The sequence below is a fragment of the Kitasatospora sp. McL0602 genome (genome assembly GCF_052076145.1).
Lineage (GTDB): Bacteria > Actinomycetota > Actinomycetes > Streptomycetales > Streptomycetaceae > Kitasatospora.
The window spans coordinates 4,841,867-4,867,815 of sequence record NZ_CP197246.1 but is presented as its reverse complement, the minus strand read 5'-3'; the positions used below and the strand labels follow the sequence as shown (position 1 = coordinate 4,867,815).

General features: G+C 72.6%; 17 protein-coding genes. 3 read left to right on the top strand and 14 right to left on the bottom strand.

Annotated features, from left to right (window positions below; translation table 11 throughout):
• Positions 1 to 25: 25 nt before the first annotated feature.
• The 3 genes from ACR68M_RS22265 to ftsE form a co-directional block, all read right to left on the bottom strand.
• On the bottom strand, positions 26 to 1,147 hold the full coding sequence (locus ACR68M_RS22265; protein ID WP_441245867.1) for a S41 family peptidase: 1,122 nt from the start codon (positions 1,145 to 1,147) through the stop codon (positions 26 to 28).
• A 92-nt stretch (positions 1,148 to 1,239) separates the two neighbouring features.
• The gene (ftsX, locus tag ACR68M_RS22260; RefSeq protein WP_441245866.1) at positions 1,240 to 2,148 is read right to left on the bottom strand and encodes a permease-like cell division protein FtsX; all 909 of its coding nucleotides are present in this window, start codon (positions 2,146 to 2,148) and stop codon (positions 1,240 to 1,242) included.
• A gap of 65 nt (positions 2,149 to 2,213) precedes the next feature.
• Entirely contained in the window at positions 2,214 to 2,903 is a 690-nt protein-coding gene (gene ftsE / locus ACR68M_RS22255; protein ID WP_441245865.1) for a cell division ATP-binding protein FtsE, read from the bottom strand.
• Positions 2,904 to 3,378: 475 nt separating this feature from the next.
• Here ftsE and ACR68M_RS22250 point away from each other — a divergent pair, with 475 nt between their 5' ends.
• The gene (locus ACR68M_RS22250) at positions 3,379 to 3,573 is read left to right on the top strand and encodes a hypothetical protein (RefSeq protein WP_441245864.1); all 195 of its coding nucleotides are present in this window, start codon (positions 3,379 to 3,381) and stop codon (positions 3,571 to 3,573) included.
• Positions 3,574 to 3,639: 66 nt separating this feature from the next.
• Here ACR68M_RS22250 and prfB read toward each other — a convergent pair whose 3' ends face one another.
• The 3 genes from prfB to ACR68M_RS22235 all read right to left on the bottom strand — a co-directional run bounded on the left by prfB (position 3,640) and on the right by ACR68M_RS22235 (position 8,105).
• Complete coding sequence (gene prfB, locus ACR68M_RS22245) at positions 3,640 to 4,743, bottom strand: peptide chain release factor 2 (protein WP_441245863.1); 1,104 nt, start codon at positions 4,741 to 4,743, stop codon at positions 3,640 to 3,642.
• A gap of 38 nt (positions 4,744 to 4,781) precedes the next feature.
• A complete protein-coding gene (locus ACR68M_RS22240) occupies positions 4,782 to 6,041 on the bottom strand; it encodes a serine/threonine-protein kinase (protein ID WP_441245862.1) in 1,260 nt (419 codons plus the stop codon).
• A gap of 210 nt (positions 6,042 to 6,251) precedes the next feature.
• Positions 6,252 to 8,105 (bottom strand): serine/threonine-protein kinase, encoded by a 1,854-nt coding sequence (locus ACR68M_RS22235; protein ID WP_441245861.1) that lies wholly within the window; start codon positions 8,103 to 8,105, stop codon positions 6,252 to 6,254.
• Between the two features lie 276 nt (positions 8,106 to 8,381).
• Here ACR68M_RS22235 and ACR68M_RS22230 point away from each other — a divergent pair, with 276 nt between their 5' ends.
• Positions 8,382 to 11,117: an FHA domain-containing protein gene (locus ACR68M_RS22230; protein ID WP_441245860.1), complete on the top strand. Its 2,736-nt coding sequence runs from the start codon at positions 8,382 to 8,384 to the stop codon at positions 11,115 to 11,117.
• A 63-nt stretch (positions 11,118 to 11,180) separates the two neighbouring features.
• Here the strand turns inward: ACR68M_RS22230 and ACR68M_RS22225 are convergent, their stop codons facing one another.
• From ACR68M_RS22225 to ACR68M_RS22195, 7 genes are all read right to left on the bottom strand, one after another.
• Positions 11,181 to 12,089 (bottom strand): CU044_5270 family protein, encoded by a 909-nt coding sequence (locus ACR68M_RS22225; protein ID WP_441245859.1) that lies wholly within the window; start codon positions 12,087 to 12,089, stop codon positions 11,181 to 11,183.
• Entirely contained in the window at positions 12,086 to 12,703 is a 618-nt protein-coding gene (locus ACR68M_RS22220; RefSeq protein ID WP_441245858.1) for an RNA polymerase sigma factor, read from the bottom strand. The genes ACR68M_RS22225 and ACR68M_RS22220 overlap by 4 nt, the downstream gene beginning before the upstream one ends.
• A gap of 113 nt (positions 12,704 to 12,816) precedes the next feature.
• Positions 12,817 to 17,769, bottom strand: a complete 4,953-nt coding sequence (locus tag ACR68M_RS22215) for an NAD-glutamate dehydrogenase (RefSeq protein ID WP_441245857.1) — start codon at positions 17,767 to 17,769, stop codon at positions 12,817 to 12,819.
• A 321-nt stretch (positions 17,770 to 18,090) separates the two neighbouring features.
• A complete protein-coding gene (gene pruA / locus ACR68M_RS22210) occupies positions 18,091 to 19,716 on the bottom strand; it encodes an L-glutamate gamma-semialdehyde dehydrogenase (protein ID WP_441251682.1) in 1,626 nt (541 codons plus the stop codon).
• Positions 19,717 to 19,814: 98 nt separating this feature from the next.
• Positions 19,815 to 20,471, bottom strand: coding sequence for an HAD family hydrolase (locus ACR68M_RS22205; RefSeq protein WP_441245856.1), 657 nt, complete (start codon positions 20,469 to 20,471; stop codon positions 19,815 to 19,817).
• A complete protein-coding gene (locus tag ACR68M_RS22200; RefSeq protein ID WP_441245855.1) occupies positions 20,471 to 20,974 on the bottom strand; it encodes a DUF6912 family protein in 504 nt (167 codons plus the stop codon). Before ACR68M_RS22200 ends, ACR68M_RS22205 begins: the two co-directional genes overlap by 1 nt.
• A 71-nt stretch (positions 20,975 to 21,045) precedes the next feature.
• Positions 21,046 to 22,128 (bottom strand): patatin-like phospholipase family protein, encoded by a 1,083-nt coding sequence (locus ACR68M_RS22195; RefSeq protein ID WP_441245854.1) that lies wholly within the window; start codon positions 22,126 to 22,128, stop codon positions 21,046 to 21,048.
• A 309-nt stretch (positions 22,129 to 22,437) separates the two neighbouring features.
• On the opposite strand from ACR68M_RS22195, the gene ACR68M_RS22190 reads away from it, so the two are divergent.
• On the top strand, positions 22,438 to 22,917 hold the full coding sequence (locus ACR68M_RS22190; RefSeq protein ID WP_441245853.1) for an Rv3235 family protein: 480 nt from the start codon (positions 22,438 to 22,440) through the stop codon (positions 22,915 to 22,917).
• Positions 22,918 to 22,974: 57 nt separating this feature from the next.
• On the opposite strand, the gene secA is transcribed toward ACR68M_RS22190, so the two are convergent.
• On the bottom strand, positions 22,975 to 25,728 hold the full coding sequence (gene secA / locus ACR68M_RS22185; protein WP_441245852.1) for a preprotein translocase subunit SecA: 2,754 nt from the start codon (positions 25,726 to 25,728) through the stop codon (positions 22,975 to 22,977).
• Between the last annotated feature and the right edge of the window lie 221 nt (positions 25,729 to 25,949).

The following is a 25,949-nucleotide window of genomic DNA, read 5'->3' as shown; positions in this document are numbered from 1 at the left end:
CTCGGCACGGCCCTCGGCAGCCCTATTACCCGCGCGGCCCGCCCCGCGTCCCGAGCCCGGCCAGCACCCGCAGCGCCAGCTCCTCGGCCCGCCCCGGGTCCTGGGCCGGGACGTCCGGGGTCAGCCCGGCGCCGTCGGGGGTGCGGCCGGCCGGCGTCCGGTAGCGGCCGACGGTCAGCTCCAGCACCGAGCCGTCGGCGAGCGTGCTCGGCTGCTGGACGGTGCCCTTGCCGAAGGTCCGCGCCCCCACCAGCACCGCACGGCAGCGGTCCTGGAGCGCGCCCGCGAGCAGCTCGGCGGCGCTCATCGTCCCGCCGTCGACCAGCACCACCAGCGGCACGGCGGTGTCGCCGCCCGGGGCCGCCGTCAGCTCGCGGCGCTCGCCCCGGGCCTCGTAGCTGCCGACGGGGCCGCCGTCCAGGAAGACCGAGGCCGTCGCCGCGGCCTCCTCGACCAGGCCGCCCGCGCTGCCGCGCAGGTCGAGCACGACCGCGCGGGCGCCGCGCGCCGCCGCCCGGACCTGTGCGGCGACCCCGTCGGTGAACGCCAGCACGCCGATCCGGACCACCCCCGGCGCCGGGTGGGCCACCGTGACCTCCTGGGCCTCCAGCACCGTCCGCCGCAGCACCACCTCGCGGACGGGGCCGTCGCGGCGCTGCACCGCCAGCGAGACGGTGGAGCCGGCCCGGCCTTCCGTCGGCCCGCCGCGCAGCCGGGCCACCACCTCGGTGACCGGCAGCCGGTCGGCGCGGACACCGTCGATGTGCAGCAGCCGGTCGCCGACCTGGACCCCGGCCACGGCGGCCGGCCCCGCCGGACGGACCTGCGACACGGCCGTGCTGCCGTCCTGCGCCCGCCCGACCGAGAGCCCCACCCCGAGGTACCGGCCGCGCAGGAAGTCGGCGTACTCCTGCGGCGAGTAGTACGCGGCCCACGGGTCACCGCTCTGCCCGACCAACCGCTCGGCCTGCTCGGGCGAGAGATCCGCCCCCGCGAGGTCACGGGCGGGCGCGGCGTCCTGCGAGACGGCCCGCGACACCGCCCGGGGCTCCCCCCACGCCCCCACGGCCGCACCGCTCAGCAGCACCACCCCGAAGACCAGGCTGAGCGTGGCCCCGTGGCGCACCTGGCGCGGCATGGCTGACATGGCAACGGAGTTTATGCGCACCGGGAGAGCCGAAACAGGGGCGTAGGGAAGCTCCCCACGCCCCTGTCAGCCGTACGGCGGCTAGGCCCCGGCTAGACCTTCAGGTACTTCCGCAGCGTGATGAACGCCGCGATCCCGGCCATTCCCATGCCGACCACGACCAGCAGCGGTATCACCGCGAGCACCGACGAGAGGCCGATGAACTGGATGAACTGCACCCGCTGCGCGAGGAAGTTCTGCACGAAGTAGTGGCCGGCCAGCAGCAGCCCGGAGGCCAGCACGGCCCCGAGCAGCGCCGCGAAGGCGGCCTCGGCGATGAACGGCATCTGCACGTAGAAGTTCGACGCGCCGACGAGCCGCATGATCCCGGTCTCCCGCCTTCGGCTGAACGCGGACACCCGGACGGTGTTCACGATCAGCAGCAGGGCGACGAAGAGCATCAGCACCATGATCACGAAAGCGGCCGTCTGGAGGCCGTTGAGCAGGCCGAAGAGGTTCTCCAGGATCTTCCGCTGGTCCTCGACCGACTTCACCCCCGGTTTGCCGGCGAAGGCGCTCTGGATCACGTCGTACTTCGTCGGGTCGTTGAGCTTGACCCGCCAGGACTGCGGCATCGCCTCCGCGCCGACGGCGACCAGCAGCGGGTTGTCCGGGTTGGTGTCCTTCCAGCGCTTGTACGCGTCGGCCGAGCTCTCGAAGGTCGCGCTCTGCACCAGCGGCATGCCGTCGAGCGCCGTCTTGACGCCGTCGATCTGCTGCTGGGTGGCGGCACCGACGCTGCACTGGGCCGACGCCTTCTGGTCGGACTTGGTGCAGAAGTAGATGCTCACCTCGACCTTGTCGTACCAGTAACCCTTCATCGAGTTGACCTGGTCCCGGACGAGGAGGCTGGCGCCGGCGAGGGCGAGCGAGAGCGCCACACTGACCACGACCGCGATGGTCATGGTCAGGTTGCGGCGTAGGCCGACGCCGATCTCCGACAGTACGAATTGGGCGCGCATGCTTTTCTCACTCCAGGGTCAATGCGGGTGGGCAACATAGGCGGGGGTGTCCCCGGCGGCACAGCTCAGTGCTGGTAGCCGTAGACACCACGGGCCTGGTCGCGGACCAGCAGCCCCTTGTCGAGCTCGATGACCCGCTTGCGCATCTGGTCGACGATGGCCTGGTCGTGCGTGGCCATCAGGACGGTCGTGCCGGTGCGGTTGATGCGGTCGAGCAGCTTCATGATGCCGACCGAGTTCTGCGGGTCGAGGTTGCCGGTCGGCTCGTCCGCGATCAGCAGCATCGGGCGGTTCACGAAGGCGCGGGCGATCGCGACGCGCTGCTGCTCACCACCGGAGAGCTCGCCGGGCATCCGGCCTTCCTTGCCGCCGAGGCCGACCAGGTCGAGCACCTCGGGGACGACCTTGTTGATGGCGCTCTTCGGCTTGCCGATGACCTCCAGCGCGAACGCCACGTTCTGCGCGACCGTCTTGTTCGGCAGCAGGCGGAAGTCCTGGAAGACCGTGCCCAGCTGGCGGCGCATGTGCGGCACCTTCCAGTTGGACAGCTTGCCCAGGTCCTTGCCCAGCACGTGCACCTCGCCGGTGCTCGGCCGCTCCTCGCGCAGGCACAGGCGCAGGAAGGTGGACTTGCCCGAGCCGGAGGAGCCGACCAGGAAGACGAACTCGCCCTTCTCGATCTCCAGCGAGACGTTGTCCAGGGCCGGACGGTTCTGCTTGGGATAGGTCTTGGAGACGTTGTCGAATCTGATCACGGCTGCATCACGGAGGCCATCCTAGGCGGAATGGCGGACTGCTCGGCCTGCCCCCCGTGACCCGATCGTGACGTCGAGCCGGACGGACCGGACGGACGGCGCCGTTCCTCGGTCGGTACCGCCCCTGCACCTGGCCCGGAGCGGACGGCGGGAGCGGCCGACTGCCGCTCCTCCAGCCAGGGACCATACGCGAACCACAGCGGGGCTCGCAGGCCGTCCCGCCGCGCATACCAGAGAATTAATGCCTTATGTCCCTGTTTCCACCGAATAATGCGAGCCATTTCACAGCCCCCGGCGAGGTTTCGCCGTCCGCCAGGCGGTCGACCTTCCCGGCCCGGGAGCCGGAACGGCGCGAACCTGGCACAGTGGTAGGGATGAGCGCGACAGTTCGGGGCGGCCGCTACCCCGCACAGGGCAGGGCCCGGAACCACAGGGCCTCCCGGTGCGTTGGCAGTAGCAGCAAGGAGGAGATCGCATGACCTGCGACCATCTGGTGTGCGCCAACTGCAACGGCCGCGTGAGTGACGGCCGCTGTCCGGTGTGCCGCGCCAACCGCGCCCGGCTGCAGGAGCAGCAGGGCCCGTTCGCCGCACTCTCACCCGCCGCGCTGCTCGCGCTGCTGGTGGCACTGCTGGCCGTGGCACTGCTCGCCCGCCAAGTCCTGGCATAAACAGAGCGCCGAAGGGCCCCGGGGTCTCCCGGGGCCCTTCGGCGTATCGCTGCCGTGCCTGTCCTGCTACTTCTCCTGCTGCTTGCGCCACCGGATGCCGGCCTCGATGAAGCCGTCGATGTCGCCGTCGAGCACGCCCTGCGGGTTGCCGACCTCGTAGTCGGTCCGCAGGTCCTTGACCATCTGGTACGGCGCCAGCACGTAGGACCGCATCTGGTTGCCCCAGGAGCTGCCCTCGCCCTTGAGCGAGTCCATCAGGGCCCGCTCCTCCTGGCGGCGCCGCTCCAGCAGCTTGGCCTGGAGGACGTTCATCGCGGACGCCTTGTTCTGGATCTGCGAGCGCTCGTTCTGGCAGGAGACCACGACACCGGTCGGGAGGTGCGTGATGCGCACCGCCGAGTCGGTGGTGTTGACGCCCTGGCCGCCGGGGCCGGAGGCCCGGTAGACGTCGATCCGCAGCTCGGTCTCGTCGATGTCGACGTGGTCGCTGACCTCGACGACGGGGAGCACCTCGACGCCCGCGAACGAGGTCTGGCGGCGGCCCTGGTTGTCGAACGGCGAGATCCGCACCAGGCGGTGGGTGCCCTGCTCGACGGAGAGCGTGCCGTAGGCGTACGGGATCTTCACGGAGAAGGTGGCGGACTTGATGCCGGCCTCTTCCGCGTACGAGGTGTCGAGCACCTCGGTCGGGTAGTTGTGGCGCTCGGCCCAGCGGAGGTACATCCGCATCAGCTGCTCGGCGAAGTCGGCGGCGTCCACGCCACCGGCCTCCGCGCGGATGTTGACCAGTGCCTCGCGGGAGTCGTACTCGCCGGAGAGCAGGGTGCGGACCTCGAGCTCCTCGACCGCCTTCTGCACCGAGGTCAGCTCGGTGAGGGCCTCGGCCAGGGTGTCGGCGTCGTCCTCGTCGGCGGCCAGCTCGAACAGCACGCCGAGGTCGTCGACCCGGCCGCGCAGGCCCGTGACCTTACGGAGTTCACCCTGGAGGAAGGAGAGCCGGCTGGTCACCTTCTGGGCGTTGGCGAGGTCGTCCCACAGGTTCGGGGCGGCTGCCTCCTCTTCCAGGGACGCGATGTCGGCCCGGATCTGGTCCAGGTCGAGGACGGCCTCGATCGACCCCATGGTCGTTTCGAGGGACTTGAGCTCTTCGGAAGGATCGACGGCTGCCACGTCACCAGCGTAACGGGTCGGCCACCAGGCACGCGCCCCTAGGTCCGTGCCTGCCGGGCCGACGGCGTCGGCACCAGCCCCTGGGTGACCGTCCCCCGGTCGGCGGCGAAGGCCGCGTACGCCGCCGCCGCTCCGGCCAGCAGCAGCACCACCGCGAGCAGCACGGCGAGCATCCGGCGCCGCCGGACCAGTGCTCGGCGCCCCTTGCGGTGCCCGGCGGCCGGGGCCGCTCCGCGCTGGGCCTGCGACTCGGCGGCGTACGAGGCGAGCTCCTGGGCGGAGGGGCGGCGCAGGCTGGTGTGGGTGTCGCGGGTGGAGTCCGGCGAGGGCGCGGGCACCAGCGGGACGGCCGGGCCTCGGCGGCGGCGGTGGGTGCCGGGGCCCGCGTCGATCTCGGCGTAGACGGCCTCGCCGGGGGTCAGCGTCTCCTCGGCGGGCGCCGTGTGCTGGGCGGGCACGGCGAGCGGCGGCAGCCCGGCGAGGGCCGGGAGCTGCTCGCGCAGGCGCTCGGCCAGCTCGGCGGCCCGCAGCCGGGAGGCGGGGGCCTTGGCCAGGCACTCGGCGATGATCCGCCAGAGGCCGTCGGGCAGGCCGGGGACGGGCGGGATGGTCTCGGTGACGTGCCGCCGCAGGACGGCGCCGGTGTGGCCGCCGCCGAACGGGGTGAAGCCGGTGAGCAGCTCGTACAGCACGGTGGCGAGGGCGTAGATGTCGACGGCGGCGCGCGGCTCCAGGCCCTCGATGATCTCGGGGGCGAGGTAGTCGGGGGTGCCGATGATGCGGGTCGCCCGGGTGCGGCGGGGGGCGTCGACGAGGCGGGCGATGCCGAAGTCGGTGAGCTTGGCGCGCGGGGCGCCGCCGGGGCCGGGCGGGGAGACCAGGTCGAGCATGACGTTCTCGGGCTTGACGTCGCGGTGCACGATCCCGGCCGCGTGGGCGGCCGCGAGGCCGTCGGCGACGTCGGCGATCACCGAGACGGCGGCCTGCGGGGCGAGCACGCCCTCGCGCTCCAGCCGGGAGCGCAGGTCGGTGCCCTGGACGAGCTCCATCACCAGCGCGAGGTCGTCGCCGTCCACCACCATGTCGCGGACGCCGACCACCCGGGGGTGGTCGAGGCTGGTGAGGGCGGCCCGCTCCTGGACGAAGCGGCCGACGAGCACCTGATCGGATGCCAGATCCTCGCGCAGCAGCTTGACCGCCACTGGCCCGTCCGGTCCGTCACCGAGCCACACGGTGCCGGCCGAACCCCGGCCGATCACCTGGTGGACGGTGTACCGGCTGCCGATCTTGCGTGCCAATGCTGGTGCTCCGTAGGCGGCGGGAGCGCACGGACGGTCAGGTGCGCTCGGTAGGTCGGTGCGTCAGCGACCAACCTACGCGCCCGGAAGCCCTCCAGGGGCCGCCGAAGGGCTTCCGGCAGGCCTGGAAAGGCGGGAAAAATCGTGAAGTGTCGACAAAGCAACAAGATCACTGTCGCGATCACTGTCGGCCGGCACTCCTCCCGCCCACTAGCCGCCGATCTTGTGCACCCAGTCCATGCCGGTGTGGAACCACTCCTGGACCTGCTCCCAGTACTGCGGCAGTGACGTGAAGTTCCACAGCGCGACAGCGGCGACGGCCAGGATCAGCAGCACCATCAGACAGCCCTTGAGGCAGCCGAGGCCGGGGATGTACATCCCGTTGCGGCTGCGGCGGCGCGGCTCGCGGCTCTCCCGCTCACGCGGCGGCGCCTCCGGCTCCCGGCCCTTGGGCTCCCGGTACTGCGGCACCGGCGGCTCGGCCCGGCGCTGCGGCGCCGGCTCCGGACGCCGCACGGGCGCGGCGGCGGCGTACGGCTGCTGGTAGCCGCCCTGCTGGGCCTGCTGCTGCGGCTGGCCGTACGGCGGGCGCTGCTGCTGCTGGTGCTGCGGCGGGGCCTGCGGAGGCCGCTGGCCACCGTACGGCTGGCCCTGCGGCCCGCCCTGCTGGTGGCCCTGCTGATGCCCCTGCTGGCGGCCGTACGGCTGCGGCGCGGGCTGCTGGTACGGCTGCGGCGGCTGGTACTTCGGGGGCCGCTGCTGCTGGTACGGCTGCGGGGCGACCTGCGGGGCGGCGAACGCCTGCGGGTCGAAGATCTCGGTCTGCTGGTTGCGGTCCCGGGCGGCCCGCAGCTGGGTCTGCCACGGGTGCGGCGACTCGGCCGTCGGCGCGGCTGTCGGGGCGGCGGTCGGGGCGGCGGGGATCGGCGGCATCATCCGTGTCCGGTCCGCCTCGGGCAGCGGCGGCGGCTGGGAGCCGAGCAGCTGGGTGCGGTCCTCCCCGGTGCCGGTGCCGGTGCCGGTGCCCGTGCCCATCATCTGGGTCGCCGCGGACGGGTCGTAGGCGGCGGCGCCGGTGGGCAGCACCTGCGTCGGGTCGGACCAGGCCTGCGCGACCGGGGTCGCCGCCGCTGCGGTCGCCGCGGCGGGCCGCGGGTCGGGCAGCAGCAGGGCGCCGACGGCGAGCGCCGCGTCCACCGCCGAGGGCGAGGCGTGCACGCCGATGCCCGCCGCGACCACCCGCAGGCCGTGGGCCAGCGAGACGGCACTCGGGCGCTCGTCCGGGCTCTTGCGCAGGCAGCGCTCGATCACCGTCCAGAGCGGCTCGGGCATGGTGCGCGGGCGCTCCGGCTCCTGCGCGAGGTGGGCGTGCAGCACCGCGATCGGGCTGTCGCCCTGGAACGGCGGGCGGCCGGTGACCAGCTCGTACAGCATGATCCCGGCGCCGTAGACGTCCACGGCGGAGGTCTGCGGGCGGCCGTCGGCGGACTCCGGCGCGACGTACGCCGGGGTGCCGACGAACTCGTGGGTGCGGGTGATGCCCGGGGAGTCGGCGAGGCGGGCGATGCCGAAGTCGGTGAGCATCGGGTGCATCTGCTCGGCGCCGTCCAGCTCGGTGGTGGCGAGCAGCACGTTGGCCGGCTTGAGATCGCGGTGCACGATGCCGTCGGCGTGGCTGGCGGCGAGCGCGTCGGCGATCTGGGCCATCAGCAGGGCACCGGCGATCGGCGAGAGCGGGCCGTTGGAGCGCAGGTAGCGGAAGAGGTCGGGGCCCTCGACGAGGTCCATCACCAGGGCCAGCAGCTCGCCCTCGACCACCAGGTCACGGACCCGGACGATGTTCGGGTGGTTGAGCCGCAGCAGCACCGACCGCTCGCGCAGGAAGCGCATCACGACGTCCGGGTCGGCCGCCAGCTCCTCGCGCAGTATCTTGATCGCCACCGGGCGGCCCGGCTCGATCCCGGGCACGGCGATGTCTGCGCGCACCTGCGCACGCCAGACGGTGCCGGTGGCACCGCGCCCGAGGGTCTCCTCGAGCAGATACTTGCTGCCGACTGGCCGCACCTGTGAACTCCTGTTGCCGTCGGGCTGCCGGGCCCGTGTTTCCGCAACTGTAACCGCGTACGGCGGCGAATCCGAGGTGCGACGGCGAGCACCCGGACAACCCCTCCGGGGTCGCCCCTACGGGTCGGTCTTGACCTGACTGGCCGTCCGCTCCACCATGTCGATCATCGCAAGATCGTCAAATCCGGTACCGGGCGCGGGCGGTCGGTCCCGGGTGGCAGGATGGAGCACCACACCGGCGGGTCAGAGCCTGGTACGAAGAAGGGACCACGGGCGATGCAGATCCGGCTGACCGTCCTCCGACCGCGCAGCGGTCCGGCCGCCGCCGGATCGGCCACCGACGTGCTGGTCACCGCACCCGTCGGCACCACACTCGGCACCGTCGCGGGGGCGCTCGCAGGCGCAGTGGGCGTACGCGGCCCACGCTCCGCCACCCATGTGCACCTGTACGCCGGGGCCCGGCGGCTCGACGAGCAGGCCCTGCTCGGGCACCCCCCGCTGCTCGACGGCGCCGTGCTCTCCCTGAACGAGCCCGACCCGGACACCGACGACACCCCGCTGCCCGCCACCACCGAGCTGCGCGTCGTCGGCGGGCCGGACGCGGGCGGCGTGCACCGGCTGCACGGCGAGCAGATCCGGATCGGCCGCTCCAGCGAGGCCGACGTACCGCTCGACGACCCGGACGTCTCCCGGCTGCACCTCGCCCTGCACCTCGGCACCGACGGCAAGGTCACCGTCCGCGACCTCGGCTCCACCAACGGCACCACCCTCGACGGCCGCCTGCTGCGCACCGAGCCCGCCGAGCTGCCCGACGGCGGGCTGCTGCGCGCCGGCGAGACCACCCTGATGATCGCCCGGCCCGAAACCGGGGACACCTCAGGGGCGCCCCGGGCCGCCGCCCCCGACGGCCACGGCCACCTCCAGCTCGCCCCCGCGCCCCCCGCCCGGCCGCTGCTCACCCTCCCCGCCCCGCCGCCCGAGCCCACGGCCGCACCCGCCGCCGGCCGCACCCGCGGCCTGCTCTCGCTGCGCCGCACCCGCCCCGAGCCCGCCGGGCCCAGCGCCGCCCAGGCGCACGCCGGCGCCCGCACCCGGCAGGCCGTCGCCCGCCGCGAGCGCTGGCCCGACCCGGCCGCCCTGCTGCTCACCGCCCTCGGCCCCGGCCCCCGGCTCTGGGAGCGCGGCCCGGCCCACCCCGACACGCTGACCGTGCGCCTGGGCACCGCCGACCTCCCCGGCGGCGCGGGCACCGCGCCCGGCACGATGCTGCCCGCCGTCCCCGTCACCGTCGGCCTGCGCAGCGCGGGCAGCCTCGGGCTGGCCGGCCCGCGCGAGCGGCTGGCCGGGTTGGCCCGCGCCGCCCTCGCCCAGCTCGCCGCGCTGCACCCGCCGAGCGCCCTCGGCCTCGTCCTGGTCAGCGCCGACGAGAGCCGCGCGGCGGACTGGTCCTGGGCCCTCTGGCTGCCGCACCTGCTCCCCGCGCACGGCCAGGACTGCCGACTGCTGGTCGGCTTCGACCCCGCCCAGGCCGAGGCCCGGCTGACCGAACTCGCCTCGCTGGAGCCCGCCGCCCGCCCGCCCGCCACCGTCGTGCTGGTGGACGGCGACCCGGGCTCACCCGCCGCCCGCCGCGCCCTGGAGCTGCTGCTCCGGCAGGGCCCGGCCCTCGGCGTCCACCCGATCTGTCTCGCCGACCACCCCGAGGAGCTGCCCACCGGGCTCGGCGCGACGGCTCTGATCACCGGCGAGGTCGCCACCCAGCTCACCGTCGACCGACCCACCGCCGAGGGGCGCGAACTGGTCGAGGACGTCGCCCTCGACGCCGTCTCCGCCGCCTGGGCCGAGCGGCTCGCCCGCGTCCTGGCGCCGCTGCGCGAGGCCGCCCCCACCACCCGGGGCCCCCTGCCCGAGGCCCTGCGGCTGCTCGACCTGCTGCACCTCGACAGCGTCACCCCCGCCAAGCTCTCCGCCCGCTGGGCCGCCCTGCCCGTCACCCCCGGCACCGCGACCGCCCTGATCGGCACCACCCGCGACGACCTCTGCACCATCGACCTCGCGGACCCGGACCTCACCACCTCCGGCGAGGCCGGCGGCCCGCACCTGCTGGTCGGCGGCGCCAAGGGCGCGGGCAAGACCGAGCTGCTGCGCACCCTGATCGCCTCGCTCGCCGTCTCCGAACGCCCCGAGCGGCTCGGCATCAGCATCATCGAGGGCCGTGGCTCCGGCAGCCCGGACGACACCTCCGGCCTGCACGGCTGCACCGAACTCCCGCACGTCACCGACCACCTCGACGCGGCGTCCGACCCACGCCGGGCGATAGTCACCGCAGAGGCCCTGCTGGACGAGCTGACGCACCGTGAGGCCCTGCTCGGTGAGCTCGACTTCACGGCCTGGCAGTCCGCCAACGCCCTCCGCAGCCCCGCCCCCTCCCTGGTGGCGGCGGGCGGCGGCAGCACCGCCCCGCGCCTGGCCGGCCCCCGGCGGGCCCCGGAGGCCCGGAGCACCGCGCCCGCCCGCCTGGTCGTCGTGGTCGACGACTACGACGCACTGCTCTCCCCCACCTCCCCGGCCGGGCGCCCGCTGGCCCGCGCCCTGACGGCCATCGCCCAGCGCGGCGGGCGGCTCGGCATGCACCTGGTCGCCACCACCTCGACGCCCGAGGAGACGGCCGGCGGCGAGCTGGACGACGCCGCCCTGCTGCGGATCGCCCTGCGGACGGCCGACCCGGCCGACTCCGACCTGCTGATCCACCTCTCGGACGCCGCCGCAGTGGCCGCCGACACCCCCGGCCGTGGCTACCTCCGCCGCCCCGACGGCGGCGTCACGGCCTTCCAGACCGCCCGGGTCAGCGGCCGCATCCCCCGCACCGCCACCCTCCGCCCCACCGTCGTCGCCGTCGACCGCACCCAACTCGGCGAACCCCCCACCCGCCGCCCCGTCCGCGAGCTGGGCAACGGCCCCACCGACCTCGCCCTCCTGGCCAGCGCCCTCCAACGCGCAGCGGCCCAGTAGCCGGTCGCGTGCAGTCTTGACCGGGTGGGCGCGGCACCCCCGTGGCCGCGCCCACCCGGAGTCTCAGGTGCCTGGCCGGTCGGACAGGCCCCGCCCGAGGACTGCCTGCTCGTCCACGTGCGCCGTGCCGTCCATGGTCAGGGTGGTGCGGACGCCGAGCAGATCGAAGCCGGCCCGGTCGACCACGACGGTCGTCTCCCGGTCGGGGCCCTGCCGGGACAGGCCGAAGCCGTGGCGCCCGGTGAGATCGGCGGCGTCGTCCAGCAGCTCGGTGCCCGGGACGAGGGCTGCCGCCTGGTAGAGCGCGGCGCGGACGGCCGGGGTGAGCTGCTGCCCCTGGAGCAGGTTGACGATGTCCAGGAAGGCCGTGCTGTCGGCGTCAGTACCCCGACCGTTCCGTTGGGCGCGGACGGTCTGCAGCAGTTGCTGCGGATCAGTCGGCAGCGCCGCGAGGTAGCGGTAGCTCGGGCAGAGGAGGTCCGGCGGGCTGTCCGGGGTGGGGCGCCCACAGCTCAGGCCGATGCGGCCGAGCGGGTCGGCGGCCGTGCCGAACTGCTCGGGCGCCTCGATCAGGCCGTCCCGCTTGCCGTCCGCCGCGACCCAGACCGTCCGGTGCCGCCGCTGTCCGTCGATGACCTCGGCGGACCTGACCCACTCGTACTGACTGTCCTTCACCGCCGGGGCGGGCTGGGTCCTCGCCACCTGGGCGGCCGTGTCCGGCCACGGCACCGCGCTGCGGCCGGCGCTGCGGGCGGTGCTGGGCGCCACGGCGGGGGCGGGGGTGCCGTGGTCGCCGGTGCCGGGCACCAGCAGGGCCAGGGCGAGCGCGAGTACGGCGGTCAGCGGCGGGGCGAGCAGCCACCGGTACCGGCGGCGGGGCCTGGCCGCCGTCTCCCGGGCGAGCTCGTCCATCAGGTGCTCCCTCAGCAGCCGGTGGCGGTCGGCGGACAGGGTCGAGGGCGTGTCGTTCATCGGTTCTCCCCCCGTACGGACCGGACCGCACCGATGCGGTCACCCCGTACCTGTCCGCTGCCACCGGCGAGTTCCGTCTCGGCGGCGGCGAGCACCCGCAGCCGGGCCCGTGCACGGGAGAGCCGGGATCGGACGGTGCCGACCGGCACCCCGAGCGCCTCGGCGGCGGCCGCGTAGTCCAGCCCGGCCAGGACGCAGAGCTGGAAGACCGAGCGTTCGCCGCGCCGCAGCCCGGCCATCGCCCGCCGGGCGGCGTCGAGCTGTGCGCCGTCGTCGAGCCGCCCGACGAGTTCCTCGGCGAAGTCGGGTACGGCCTCGCGCAGCGGCAGCCGGGCCATCGCGGCCTGGTGGCGGCGGCCGGCCCGGGTGGTGTTGCGCAGCACGTTGGTGGTGATGCCGAAGAGCCAGGGGCGGACGTCCTCGCCCTCCTCGTGGAGCTTGCCGCGCAGTCGCCAGGCCTCCAGGAAGGTCAGCGAGACGACGTCCTCGGCGGCCGTCCGGTCCCCGAGGGTCCGGGTGGCGTAGCCGTGCAGGGCTGCCGCGTACTCATCGAAGATCTCCCCGAACGCGCTCTGGTCCCCGGCTCTGAGCCTGGCCCGTAGTGACAAGTCCACGCCCCTACCTGTCCGCAGAGCCCCCCGGGTTCCCTGTGACACACACCACATGAAGCACGACAGGGGCGCGAGGAAGTCCTCGCGCCCCTGTCCGGTCCGGCTACTGCGCCGGATCAGCCCTTGCGCAGCAGCGTGCGGATCACCCGCATGGCGACGGAGAGGCTGGACAGCTCGTAGTTGTCCGAACCCCTTATGTCGTCGAGCGTGGTCTTGGCCCGGCTCAGCAGGGTCGAGTTGAGCTCGGACCAGGCGGCGTACCGCTCCTCGGGCGCGGCACCGTCGGTGCCGCAGCTGAGGATGTCGGCCGTCAGCGCCGCGTGGGCGGCGAAGAGGTCCTCGCGGATGGCCGCGCGGGCCATCGAGGACCACCGGTCGGTGCGCGGCAGCTCGATGATCCGGTCCAGCAGGTGGGTGATCTGCAGGCGGTCGGCGAGGTCGTAGTAGAGGTCGGCGACCTCGGTGACGTCGCTGCCGGAGCGGTCGGCGACCTCCGTGATGTCCAGGGTCGGGAAGGCGGAGGAGAGTCCGGCGATCCTGGTGGCCAGGACGTCCGGCACGCCGGCCTCGGCGAGCTCCTGGTAGACCGACTCGAACCAGGTGAGGTCCTCGCCGCGCAGCGGCTTGGGCAGGCTGCCCCAGACCTGGTTGGCGCGGTCGTGGAAGAACTCGATGGTGCCCGCGATGTCGAGCGGCTGGCGCCGGTTGTTGAGCATCCAGCGGGTGGAGCGCTCGACCAGGCGGCGGGAGTGCAGGCGCATCGTGGTCTGGGTCTGCGCGGGGACCTGGTTGTCCAGGTCCCCGACCTCGCCCCAGATCTGCTCCAGGCCGAAGACCGCGCGCGCCGCCGTGTGGGTGCGGGCGATCTCCTCGTACGTCGCGCCGGTCTCCTCGCGGAGGCGGAAGGCGAAGGTGCAGCCACCGCGGTTGATCGTGTCGTTGACGATCAGCGTGGTGATGATCTCCCGGCGCAGCGGGTGCTTGTCGATCGCGTCGGCGAAGCGGCTGCGCAGGGCGGTCGGGAAGTACTCGTGCAGGGTGGTGCGGAAGAACGGGTCGTCGGGCAGCTCGGTGGCGAGCAGCTCCTCGGCCAGCGTGATCTTGGTGTAGGCGAGCAGCACCGACAGCTCGGGCTGGGAGAGCCCGCGCCCGGCCTGCTGGCGCTCGCGGATCAGCTTGTCGGCGGGCAGGAACTCCAGGGCCCGGTCGAGCTGGCCGGCCGCCTCCAGGCGGTTGATCATGCGGGCGTGCACGTCGACCATGCTGGCGGCCTGGGCGACGGCGTTGGCGAGCACGACGTTCTGCGCGTAGTTGTTGCGCAGCACCAGGTGGCCGACCTCGTCGGTCATCTCGGCGAGCAGCGTGTTGCGCTGCTTGACCGTCATGTCGCCGTCGGCGACGACCTGGTTGAGCAGGATCTTGATGTTGACCTCGTGGTCCGAGGTGTCCACGCCGGCCGAGTTGTCGATGGCGTCGGTGTTAATCCAGCCGCCACGGCTCGAACCGTCGGGGGCCTGCGGGCCGCCGAGCGCGGCGTACTCGATCCGGCCGAGCTGGGTGCAGCCGAGGTTGCCGCCCTCGCCGATGACACGGGCGCGGACGTCGGTGCCGTTGACGCGGATCGCGTCGTTGGCCTTGTCGCCGACCTCGGCGTTGGTCTCGGTGGAGGCCTTGACGTAGGTGCCGATGCCGCCGTTCCAGAACAGGTCGACGGGCGCCTGGAGGATGGCCTTCATCAGCTCGGCCGGGGTGAGCCGGGTCTCCTGGATGCCGAGTGCGGCCCGGACCTGCGAGGTCAGCTGGATCGACTTGGCGCTGCGCGGGAAGACTCCGCCACCGGCGGAGATCAGCGACTTGTCGTAGTCGTCCCAGGAGCTGCGCGGCAGGTCGAAGAGGCGGCGGCGCTCGGCGTAGGAGGGAGCCGCGTCCGGGTTCGGGTCGAGGAAGATGTGCCGGTGGTCGAAGGCGGCGACCAGGCGGATGTGCTCGCTGAGCAGCATGCCGTTGCCGAAGACGTCACCGGACATGTCACCGATGCCGACGACCTGGAAGTCCTCGGTCTGGGTGTCGACGCCCAGCTCGCGGAAGTTGCGCTTGACGGACTCCCAGGCGCCGCGGGCGGTGATGCCCATGCCCTTGTGGTCGTAGCCCGCCGAGCCGCCGGAGGCGAACGCGTCGCCGAGCCAGAAGCCGTACGACTCCGCGACGCCGTTGGCGATGTCGGAGAAGGTCGCGGTGCCCTTGTCGGCGGCGACGACGAGGTAGGTGTCGTCCTCGTCGTGGCGGACGACGTCCACGGGGTGCACGACGTCGCCGGCGACCAGGTTGTCGGTGATGTCGAGCAGCGCCGAGATGAAGGTCTTGTACGAGGCGATGCCCTCGGCGAGCCAGGCGTCGCGGTCGACCGACGGGTCCGGCAGCTGCTTGGCGACGAAGCCGCCCTTGGCGCCGACGGGCACGATGACGGTGTTCTTGACCATCTGGGCCTTGACCAGGCCGAGGATCTCGGTGCGGAAGTCCTCGCGGCGGTCGGACCAGCGCAGGCCGCCTCGGGCGACCTTGCCGAAGCGCAGGTGCACGCCCTCGACCTGGGGCGAGTAGACCCAGATCTCGAAGGCCGGGCGCGGCGCGGGCAGGTCCGGGATGGCCTGCGGGTCGAACTTCATCGACACGTAGGAGTGCCAGGCGCCGTTCTCGGCGTGCTGGAAGAAGTTGGTCCGCAGGGTGGCCTTGATGAGGTGCAGGAAGGAGCGCAGGATGCGGTCCTCGTCCAGCGAGACGACCTCGTCGAGGGCGCCGGCCAGCTCCTCCAGGATGCCCTCGGTGAGCTCCTGGGAGCCCTGCTGGTGGCTGGGGCTCAGCCGGGCCTCGAAGAGGTTGACCAGCAGGCGGGTGGTGTGGGCGTTGTTGCGGAGCGCGTCCTCCATGTAGTCCTGGGAGAAGGTGCTCCCGGCCTGGCGGAGGTACTTGGCGTAGGCGCGCAGCACCACGGCCTGACGCCAGTTCAGCCCGGCGGTCAGGACGAGCTCGTTGAAGCCGTCGTTCTCGGCCCGGCCCTGCCAGGTCGCCGCGAAGGTCTCCTGGAAGCGCTCGCGGGCCTCGTCGGTGAGGCCGGTGGCCTCGCGCAGCTTGAGGCCGAAGTCGTAGACCCAGGCGGTGGTGTGGTCGGCGCGGGTGAGCGCGTACGGGTGCTCGTCGAGCACCTCGACGCCCAGGCGCTGGAGGACGGGCAGGACCTCGGTGAGCGAGATCGGGCCGCCGACGCGGTAGATCTTGAAGCGCCGCTCGTCGTCCCCGGCGCCGACCGGCTGGTAGAGGTTCAGGCGGAAGTCGCCCGTGCCGCTCAGCGACTCGATCTGCTTGACGTCGGCGACGGCCGCGCGGGCCGGGAAGTCGGCGCGGTAGCCGTCGGGGAAGGCGTTGGCGTACTTGCGGCCGAGCTCGGCGGCCAGCTCCTCGCCCAGCTCGACGTGCAGCTGGTCGTGGAAGTTGTCCATCCAGAACCGGGCGGCCTCGGCCAGCTTGGCCTCGATCTGCTCGATCTCGGCCTCGGTGAGCTGCGTCAGCTCGCTGCCCTTGGCGACCCGCACGACGAAGTGCAGACGCGTCAGCACCGACTCGGTGGAGTAGATGGTGTAGTCGACGGCGTCGCCGTTGAGCTCGTTCTTGAGGATGTCGGTGAGCCGCTCGCGCACCCGGGTGTTGTACCGGTCGCGGGGCAGGTAGACGAGCGCGGAGAAGTAGCGCCCGTACTCGTCCTGGCGCAGGAAGAGCCGCAGCCGGCGGCGCTCCTGGAGGTAGAGCACGCTGGTCGCGATGGCGAGCAGCTCGTCCGCCGGGGTCTGGAAGATCTCGTCCCGGGGGAAGGTCTCCAGGATCTGGAGCAGGTCGCGGCCGTCGTGGCTCTCGCTGGAGAAGCCCGAGGTGTCCAGCACCTCCTGCACCTTGCGGCGCACGACCGGGATGCGGGAGACCGACTCGGTGTACGCGGCGGAGGAGAACAGGCCGAGGAAGCGGCGCTCGCCGACGACGTTGCCGGCCGCGTCGAACTTCTTCACGCCGACGTAGTCCAGGTACGACGGGCGGTGCACGGTGGCACGGGAGTTGGCCTTCGTCAGGACGAGCAGCTTCTTCTCGTGCGCCTTGGCCCGGACGGGGGCGCTCAGGCGGCCGAAGGCCTCGCTGACGGGGTGGTGGTCGGTGTCGTGGCTGAGCGGGTCGGAGCGCAGCACGCCGAGGCCGGTGCCGGGGACGGCCCGCAGCACCTCCTCGCCCAGGTGCTCGGCGAGGTCGTACTCGCGGTAGCCGAGGAAGGTGAAGTGGTCGTCGGCGAGCCAGCGCATCAGCTCCCAGGCCTCGCCGACCTCCTGCTCGGCCAGGTGCGCGGGGGGTTGCTCGGCCAGCTCGTCGGCCAGACGCAGCGCGGAGTCGCGCATCTTCGTCCAGTCCTCGACGACCTCGCGGACGTCGCCCAGGACACGGCGCAGGCCGGTCTCGATGGCGCGCAGGTCCTCGCGGTCGGTCTCGCGGTCGATCTCGATGTGCATCCAGGACTCGACGACGGCGTCGGCGGGCCACTCGGTGCCGGCGGCCTGGCTGCGCGAGCAGGCGTCGACGTCCATGATCTCCAGCAGCTTGCCGGTGATGTCACGGCGGACGGCCAGCTGGGGGTGGATGACGACGTGGATGCCGCGGTCCTGGCGGGTCAGCTCGTTGGTGACCGAGTCGACCAGGAAGGGCATGTCGTCGGTGACGACCTCGACCACGGTGTGGCCGCAGGACCAGCCGTTCTCCTCGACGGTCGGGGTGTGCACCCGGACCTCGGCGGTGCCCTGGGGGCGCTTGAGGCCCAGCCGGTAGTGGGAGGCCGCCGCGCCGTAGACGTCGACCGGGTCGCGGTCGACCAGGTCCTCGGGCGCGGTGTGGAGGTAGTAGTGGTGCAGGTACGCGGTCAGAGCACCGTTGCTCAGACCCTCCCCCGGCGCCGCTCCCCCCACCTGGCTGTTCTCAGCGGCTGCCGCTGCCTTCGTGAGCAGGTCTGCCTTGGCTGCGTCCAGCTTGGTCTGCATGACTTCTTGGCTCCTGTCGCGCGCCGTTGCGTGACTCGGTGGTGGTGGGTGATCACCGCCGGGTCTGCCGCAATCCTCCCTCACGATCCTGGCGAAAACCGCTCATGGCACGCATGAAACGACTCCCGACCGGGTACATGAAGGCTTTTGCCCTGCGGAGCCAACCCGACGACGCCAGTCAGCCTAACCGGATGAAACGAAGGTGTCAGGGGACAGGGAGGCACAAACCCGCAGGAAGATCCGTTCGCCTTGGACACCTTGTCCAATCCGTTCGAAAAGCTTGTCAGCCTCTGTCAGATCGGGATCACATTTGCCCGACGATCAGTTCATGTGCGGGTAACGGTGGCCGGTCGGCGGCACGAAGGTCTCCTTGATCGAACGCGTCGACACCCAGCGCTGGAGGTTCTGCGCCGCACCCGCCTTGTCGTTCGTCCCGGAGCCGCGCCCGCCGCCGAACGGCTGCTGCCCGACCACCGCACCCGTCGGCTTATCGTTGACGTAGAAGTTGCCCGCCGCGAACCGCAGCCGCTCCACCGCCTGCGCGATCGCGTACCGGTCCTGCGCGAAGACCGCGCCGGTCAGCCCGTACGGCGAGGCCGCGTCCACCCGGTCCAGCGCGTCCTCCCAGCGCGAGTCCTCGTACACGTGGACGCCCAGGATCGGCCCGAAGTACTCGGTCTGGAAGATCTCGTTGCGCTGGTCCGTGGAGACCAGCACCGTCGGGCGGACGAAGTACCCGATCGCGTCGTCGTACTGGCCGCCCGCGACCAGCTCCACCGCCGGGTCCTGCTTGGCCCGCTCGATCGCCGCCCGGTTCTTCTCGAAGGCCCGCCGGTCGATCAGCGCGCCCATGAAGTTGCTCAGGTCGGTGACGTCGCCGACGGTCAGCGCGTCGACCTCGGCGATCAGCTCGTCCTTGATCCGCTGCCAGAGGCTGCGCGGCAGGTACGCCCGCGACAGCGCCGAGCACTTCTGCCCCTGGTACTCGAACGCGCCCCGGATCAGCGCGGTCTTCAGCGTCTCCGGGTCCGCCGAGCGGTGCGCGACCAGGAAGTCCTTGCCGCCCGTCTCCCCGACGATCCTCGGGTACGTCCGGTACGAGCCCAGATTCGCGCCGATGCCCTTCCACAGCTCCTGGAAGACGGCCGTCGAGCCGGTGAAGTGCAGGCCCGCCAGCGCAGGGTCGGCCAGCGCCACCTGGGAGAGCTGCCGCCCGTCACCCGTCACCATGTTGATCACCCCGGGCGGCAGCCCGGCCGCCTCCAGCAGCCGCATCAGGTAGTACGCCGACAGCGTCTGCGTCGGCGCGGGCTTCCACACCACCGTGTTGCCCAGCAGCGCCGGGGCCGTCGGCAGGTTCCCCGCGATCGCGGTGAAGTTGAACGGCGTCACCGCACAGACGAAACCCTCCAGTGGCCGGTGGTCGGAGCGGTTCCACACCCCCGGCGAGGAGTCCGGCTGCTCGGCCAGCAACTGCCGCGCGAAGTGCACGTTGAACCGCCAGAAGTCGACCAGCTCGCACGAGGAGTCGATCTCGGCCTGCTGCACCGTCTTCGACTGCCCGAGCATGGTCGCCGCCGCGACCGTCTCCCGCCACGGCCCGGCCAGCAGCTCCGCCGCCCGCAGGAAGACGGCCGCCCGATCGTCGAAGGAGAGCGCCCGCCACTCGGGCCCCGCCGCCAGCGCCGCGTCCACCGCGAGCCTGGCGTCCTCCCGGGTCGCGTTGCCGAGCACCCCCAGCTTCGCGGCGTGGTGGTGCGGCTGGACGACGTCGACCCGCTCGCCGGCGCCGAACCGCTGCTCCCCGCCGATCGTCATCGGCAGCGGGATCTGCTCCGCCGCCATCTCGTCCAGCCTGCGCTCCAGCCCCGCCCGCTCCGGGCTCCCGGGGGCGTAGCCGCGCACCGGCTCGTTGGCCGGCACAGGCACCTGGGTCACAGCGTCGATGGGCATCAGGCTCTCCGTCCGCACGTGGCTGTCGTCAATCCACATTGACGGTCCCGCAGCCCGTTCGCCCCTGCCGACACGCCCTCAGCCGGTGTGGCTCACGCCACGATCCGCTCCGCCAGCGCCACGGCCTCCGCCAGCGTGTCCACCACCGGCACCCCCAGCGGCTCCAGCTTCGCCCGGGTGTGCGAACCGCCGGTGTACAGCACGGCGTGCGCCCCGGCGTTCAACGCCGCCTCGGCGTCGTCCGCCGCGTCCCCGATCAGCACCGTGCGCCGCACGTCCACCCCCGGGCCCAGCGCCGCCAGGTGCCGCAGCAGCCAGCCGGTCTTGCCCGTCCCGTCCGAGGGCCCGGTACGGCCGTCCACCCGCAGGAAGTGCTCCTCGATGCCGCGCTCCCGCACCTGCGGCAGCAGCCGCTCGTGCTCGTGCATCGACAGCAGCGACTGGCTGCGCCCCGCCGCACCCCACCCCGCCAGCAGCTCGACCACCCCGGAGGTCAGCCCGCACCCGGGGCTCAGCTCCGCGTACCGGTCCTGGAAGGCCTCGTCCAGCACCGCCCACTCCCGCGCGCTCGGCTGACGGCCGAGCAGCAGCTCGTAGAACTTCGGTATCGGGAAGCAGTACAGCTCGCGGTACGTCTCCAGCGTGATCGGCGGGACGCCGATCGTCGCGAACGCCGCGTTGCTGGCCTCGACCACCGCACCCATATCGTGCAGCAGCGTGCCGTTCCAGTCCCAGACTATGTGCGACATCAGGCCAGCAACCCCGGGATCTCCTGGGTCGCGAACCACAGCAGCTCGTGGTCCTCCGCCCCGTCCACGGTGAACTGCGCGTCCGCGTCACCCTTGTCCGCCGCCGTGATCGCACCGGCCGCCGCCGCGACGTCCTCCTCGGCGTCCGCCACGTCGGCGTGCACCGCCGCCGCCTTGGCCAGCGGCAGCGACCCCTTCAGCTGCACCCGCCCCAGCGACGCCTGGTCCTGGTACTCGTCCCCCGCGAACGGCACCACCCCGGAGTCCGCGACGTCCATCGCCACCACCACCCGCCGCCGCGGCGCAGCCGGGTCGGCGGCGAGCAGCCGCAGCGACGCCTCGGCGGCCCGGCCGAGCGCCGCGTACTCCAGCTCCTCCACGTCCTCGCTGACGTACCACTCCCGCAGCGCCGCCGTCACCGCGTACGCGACCCGGTCGTCCAGCACGCCCCCGGGGTGCGCCGCAGCCAGACCGTCCAGGGTGGTGGGCACGTACACGCGCATCTGAGCTGCTCCGGTTCTGCTGACAACCTGTGGGCCCCAAGCCTAATGGGCCGCCGCGGCTCAGCCATGCACTACCCGGGGGCTGCCCGGCCGGCGTCCTGGACGGCACCGAGCAGCTCCGCGCTGGTCCGCAACGCGGTCTCCAGCACCGCCGTCCGCCGGGCCGGATCCATCATGTTCGGCCCCATCACCGCGAGGTCCTCCAGCGTCGGCGCCAGCAGCTGCACCCGCGTGCCCGCCTCCCGCAGCAGGGCCGTCTCCCGCAGCATCTGCCGCGTCACGGCCCGCCGGTACCGGCTGACCAGCTGTGCCAGGACGCCCTTGGGCCGGTCCCGCTCGCGCCACTCCCGCAGGACGGCCGCCGCTCCCTGCGGGCGGCCACCGGCCGGCCAGGTCGGCCGCAGGGCCATCGGCGCGAGCACGTACACCTCGTCCAGCCCCCGCGCCGCCATCAGGTCGACGTTGGTCGCCGACCAGCAGCCGCCGTCGACGTACCGGCCGCCCGCGACCTCGACCGGCGCGAACCAGCCGGGGATCGCGCAGGAGGCCATCACCGCGTCCGCGACCGCCGCCTCGGGCGCGTCCGGGTCGCCGAAGGTGACGCGGCGGCCGGTCCGGTAGTCCACCGCCGCGACCCGCAGGCCCGAGTCCGGCAGCCAGCCGTCGGCCCCGACCAGCCGCCGTACGAGATCACCGACGGGGGCGACCGAGCCGCGACCGGTCGGCACGGCGGCGGACACCATGGTGAGGAAGGGGTACTCCCGGGGGTGCCGGACAGTGGCCCGCAGCAGGCCCGGAGAGCCGATGCCGGGGCGCGGGCGCGGCGGCAGGGCGCCGCCGACGGCCGTGTCGTAGTCGAAGTCCACCCCCGCCAGCGGACCGGCCGCGACGGCACGACCGAGCTGGTGCTCACGCAGGTCCCCGGGGCCCACCCCGGCCGCCAGCATGGTGCCCAGGATCGACCCGGCGGAGGTCCCGAGGATCACCTCGGCACCGCCCGGCCGCCACCCGGTGCTCTCCTCGATCGCGCAGAGCGCGCCGATCGTCCAGGCGGCGCCGAGCATCCCGCCGCCGCCCAGCACCAGCCCGCGCCGGATCCCCTCGCCCCGGACGGCGCCGGCCACCACGCTGCCGTTGACGGCCCTGCTCCCCATGCCTGTCCGCCTCTCCGGATCACCTGCCCCCGATCCTCCGTCCTACCCGCCGGTAGGACGGGAGCTGCCACCGGCCTGCCACGAGAATTTCGCCTGGCGTACGTCCCCCTTCGTGCGCCGCCGCTCCCCCGTCCGCGTCAACCCACCGCACCGACGCGACGCCCCGGACCCCGTCACCCGCAGCCGCCACCACCCGGATAGGTGACACCACCGCGCGGCCCCGACACCGCCGGGGCGGTCGTTGTGACCGCCTCGCCGACCGGGTACCAAGGACCTCGACACCCCGCCCGACCAGCGCCGGAGGTCCAGATGCCCGAACTCGCAGCCGTCCGCGTACGCCCCCTCGTGCACTCCACCGCCCGCCGCCCGGTCCGCACGCCCCACCCCCACCACCCGGCGCCCGTCCCGGCCACCGAACCGCGCCACCCCCGCCACCCGCGCGCCGTCTGCTCCCCGCCGCACGGCAGCCACGGCGACCTCGCCACCCGCTTCGCCCTGCGCCTGGTCGAGGTCCTCACCGGCCAGCGCCCCGTCGGCCAGCTGCAACGCCACACCACCGTCCCCGCGTACCAGCAGCTCACCGCCCTCGTCCGGACCGGCCCGCTGCGCCCGACCGGCCGCCACGCCCAGCACCGCCTCGGCCGGGTCCACGACTCGGCCCCGCTCCCCGGCTCGCTCGAGGTCTGCGTCCGGGTCGAGTACGGCCCCCGCCACCACATGGTCGCCTTCCGCCTCGAACGGCATCGCCGCACCGAGCAGTGGCAGTGCGCCGCCGTCGAAGCCCGCTGAGCGCACGCAGAAGGGCGCCGCCCCCACCAGGGGAGCGGCGCCCTTGCGCACGAAGCATTACGCCTTGCGGCGGCGACCCTTCGCGGACTTCGCGGCCTTGCGGCGCTCGGCCCGGGTCAGACCGTCGCCGTCGCCGTCCTCGAAGTCACCCTCGAAATCGCCCTCGATGACGGTCTCGTCGCCGTCGACCGTCGGCGCGGTGTAGTGCAGCCGCTGCGGCTTCGGGGCCTCCAGCCCCTTCGCCTTGATCTCCGGCCGGACACCCTCGGGAGCCTCGCCCAGGGCGCCCTCGACCACGGGCACCTCCTCGACCTGCTGCTCGACCTGGACCTCCAGGTTGAACAGGTAGCCGACGGACTCCTCCTTGATGCCCTCCATCATGGCGCCGAACATGTCGAAGCCCTCGCGCTGGTACTCGACCAGCGGGTCGCGCTGGGCCATCGCCCGCAGGCCGATGCCCTCCTGGAGGTAGTCCATCTCGTAGAGGTGCTCGCGCCAGCGGCGGTCCAGCACCGAGAGGACGACCCGGCGCTCCAGCTCGCGCATGATCTCGGCGCCGAGCTGGTCCTCGCGGGCGCCGTACTGGCCCTGGATGTCCTCCTGGACGACCTTGGTGAGGAACTCCGGTGTCAGGCCGTCGGAGCCGCCCGCCTCGTCCTCCAGCTTGTCCAGCTCGAGGGTGATCGGGTAGAGCTGCTTGAGCGCCGTCCAGAGCTTGTCCAGGTCCCAGTCGTCCTCGAAGCCCTCGCCGGTCGCGGCGCTGACGTACGCCTCGACGGTGTCGTCCATGAAGTGGCCGACCTGCTCCTGGAGGTCCTCGCCCTCCAGGACGCGGCGGCGCTCGCCGTAGATGACCTCGCGCTGACGGTTCAGCACCTCGTCGTACTTGAGGACGTTCTTGCGGATCTCGAAGTTCTGCTGCTCGACCTGGGTCTGAGCGGAGGCGATCGCGCGGGTCACCATCTTCGACTCGATCGGCACGTCCTCGGGCACGTTGGCCATCGAGAGCACGCGCTCGACCATCCCGGCCTTGAAGAGCCGCATCAGGTCGTCGCCGAGCGACAGGTAGAAGCGGGACTCGCCCGGGTCGCCCTGACGGCCGGAGCGGCCGCGCAGCTGGTTGTCGATCCGGCGGGACTCGTGCCGCTCGGTGCCCAGGACGTACAGGCCGCCGATCTCCTGGACCTCGATCTGCTCCGCCTTGACGGCGACCTTGGCGCGCTCCAGCGCCTCGGGGAAGGCCGCCTCGTACTCCTCCGGGGTGTCCTCCGGGGTGATGTCACGCTGCGCCAGCTCGGCGGCGGCGAGGTGGTCGGGGTTGCCGCCGAGCATGATGTCGGTGCCACGGCCGGCCATGTTGGTGGCGACGGTGACGGCGCCCTTGCGGCCCGCCTGCGCGACGATCTGCGCCTCGCGCTCGTGGTGCTTGGCGTTCAGCACCTCGTGCGGGATGCCGCGCTTGCGCAGCTCCTGCGACAGGTACTCGGACTTCTCGACCGAGACGGTGCCGACCAGGACGGGCTGGCCCTTCTCGTGCTTCTCCGCGATGTCCTCGACCACGGCGGCGAACTTGGCCGGCTCCGACTTGTAGATCAGGTCGGGCTGGTCGATCCGCAGCGGGTCCCGGTTGGTCGGGATCGGCACGACGCCGAGCTTGTAGATCTGGTGGAACTCCGCCGCCTCGGTGGTGGCGGTACCGGTCATGCCGGAGAGCTTGTCGTACAGGCGGAAGAAGTTCTGCAGGGTGATGGTGGCCAGCGTCTGGTTCTCGTTCTGGACCTCCACCCCCTCCTTGGCCTCGATCGCCTGGTGCATGCCCTCGTTGTAGCGGCGGCCGGCCAGGATGCGCCCGGTGTGCTCGTCGACGATCATGACTTCGCCGTTCATGACGACGTAGTCCTTGTCGTTCTTGTAGAGCTCCTTCGCCTTGATGGCGTTGTTCAGGAACCCGACGAGCGGCGTGTTGACCGACTCGTAGAGGTTGTCGATGCCGAGGTAGTCCTCGACCCGGCCGACACCCTCCTCCAGCACGCCGACGGTGCGCTTCTTCTCGTCGACCTCGTAGTCCCGGTCGATCTTGAGGCGCTGCACCAGCTTGGCGAAGTCGGCGTACCACTTGGTCGCCTGGTCGGCCGGGCCGGAGATGATCAGCGGCGTACGGGCCTCGTCGATCAGGATCGAGTCGACCTCGTCGACGACCGCGAAGTTGTGGCCGCGCTGGACGAGCTCGTCCTGCGACCAGGCCATGTTGTCGCGCAGGTAGTCGAAGCCGAACTCGTTGTTCGTGCCGTACGTGATGTCCATCGAGTACTGACGCTTGCGCTCGGCGGGCGACATGCTGCCGAGGATCACGCCGACCTCGAGGCCGAGGAAGCGGTGCACCCGGCCCATCCACTCCGAGTCACGCTCGGCGAGGTAGTCGTTGACCGTGATCAGGTGCACGCCCTTGCCGGTCAGCGCGTTCAGGTACGCGGGCAGGGTGCCGACCAGGGTCTTGCCCTCGCCGGTGCGCATCTCGGCGACGAAGCCGAGGTGAAGAGCGGCGCCACCCATGATCTGGACGTCGTAGTGCCGCTGGCCGAGCACGCGCTTCGCCGCCTCACGGACGGTCGCGAAGGCCTCGGGCAGGATCTCGTCGAGCGTCTGGCCGTCGGCCAGCCGCCCCCTGAACTCGTCGGTCAGCGCGCGCAGCTCGTCGTCCGTGAGGTTGACGAAGTCCTCTTCGATGGAGTTGACCTGGGCGGCAATCCGCTGCAGCTTGCGAAGGATCTTGCCCTCGCCGGCGCGCAGGATCTTGTCGAAGACGGACACTTGGGCGTGCTCCTTGCCTGGGTCGGCTCTGGACGACTGCGAGGCGGGTTACCCCACCGTACGGGTCATCGTATGCGAGGAGGCCAACGCCCCGGGAGGTGCGTCAGCACGGTATTCCCGTGTCACCCGTGAGAGCACATGCGCCGATAGCGCGCTCTGGTGGGGCAAAACGGGCACCGCCCGACTCCTCGCGGAGCCTTGTACGTACAGGACCCCCCATT

Bases quoted from the DNA above. Each gene is read 5' to 3' on its own strand.
- ACR68M_RS22250 (WP_441245864.1), top strand. From the start codon at position 3,379: ATGACCTGCGACCATCTGGTGTGCGCCAACTGCAACGGCCGCGTGAGT.
- ACR68M_RS22205 (WP_441245856.1), bottom strand. From the start codon at position 20,471: ATGTCGCACATAGTCTGGGACTGGAACGGCACGCTGCTGCACGATATG.
- ACR68M_RS22200 (WP_441245855.1), bottom strand. From the start codon at position 20,974: ATGCGCGTGTACGTGCCCACCACCCTGGACGGTCTGGCTGCGGCGCAC.
- ACR68M_RS22225 (WP_441245859.1), bottom strand. From the start codon at position 12,089: ATGAACGACACGCCCTCGACCCTGTCCGCCGACCGCCACCGGCTGCTG.
- ACR68M_RS22190 (WP_441245853.1), top strand. From the start codon at position 22,438: ATGCCCGAACTCGCAGCCGTCCGCGTACGCCCCCTCGTGCACTCCACC.
- ACR68M_RS22265 (WP_441245867.1), bottom strand. From the start codon at position 1,147: ATGTCAGCCATGCCGCGCCAGGTGCGCCACGGGGCCACGCTCAGCCTG.
- ACR68M_RS22195 (WP_441245854.1), bottom strand. From the start codon at position 22,128: ATGGGGAGCAGGGCCGTCAACGGCAGCGTGGTGGCCGGCGCCGTCCGG.
- ACR68M_RS22230 (WP_441245860.1), top strand. From the start codon at position 8,382: ATGCAGATCCGGCTGACCGTCCTCCGACCGCGCAGCGGTCCGGCCGCC.
- ftsX (WP_441245866.1), bottom strand. From the start codon at position 2,148: ATGCGCGCCCAATTCGTACTGTCGGAGATCGGCGTCGGCCTACGCCGC.
- ACR68M_RS22215 (WP_441245857.1), bottom strand. From the start codon at position 17,769: ATGCAGACCAAGCTGGACGCAGCCAAGGCAGACCTGCTCACGAAGGCA.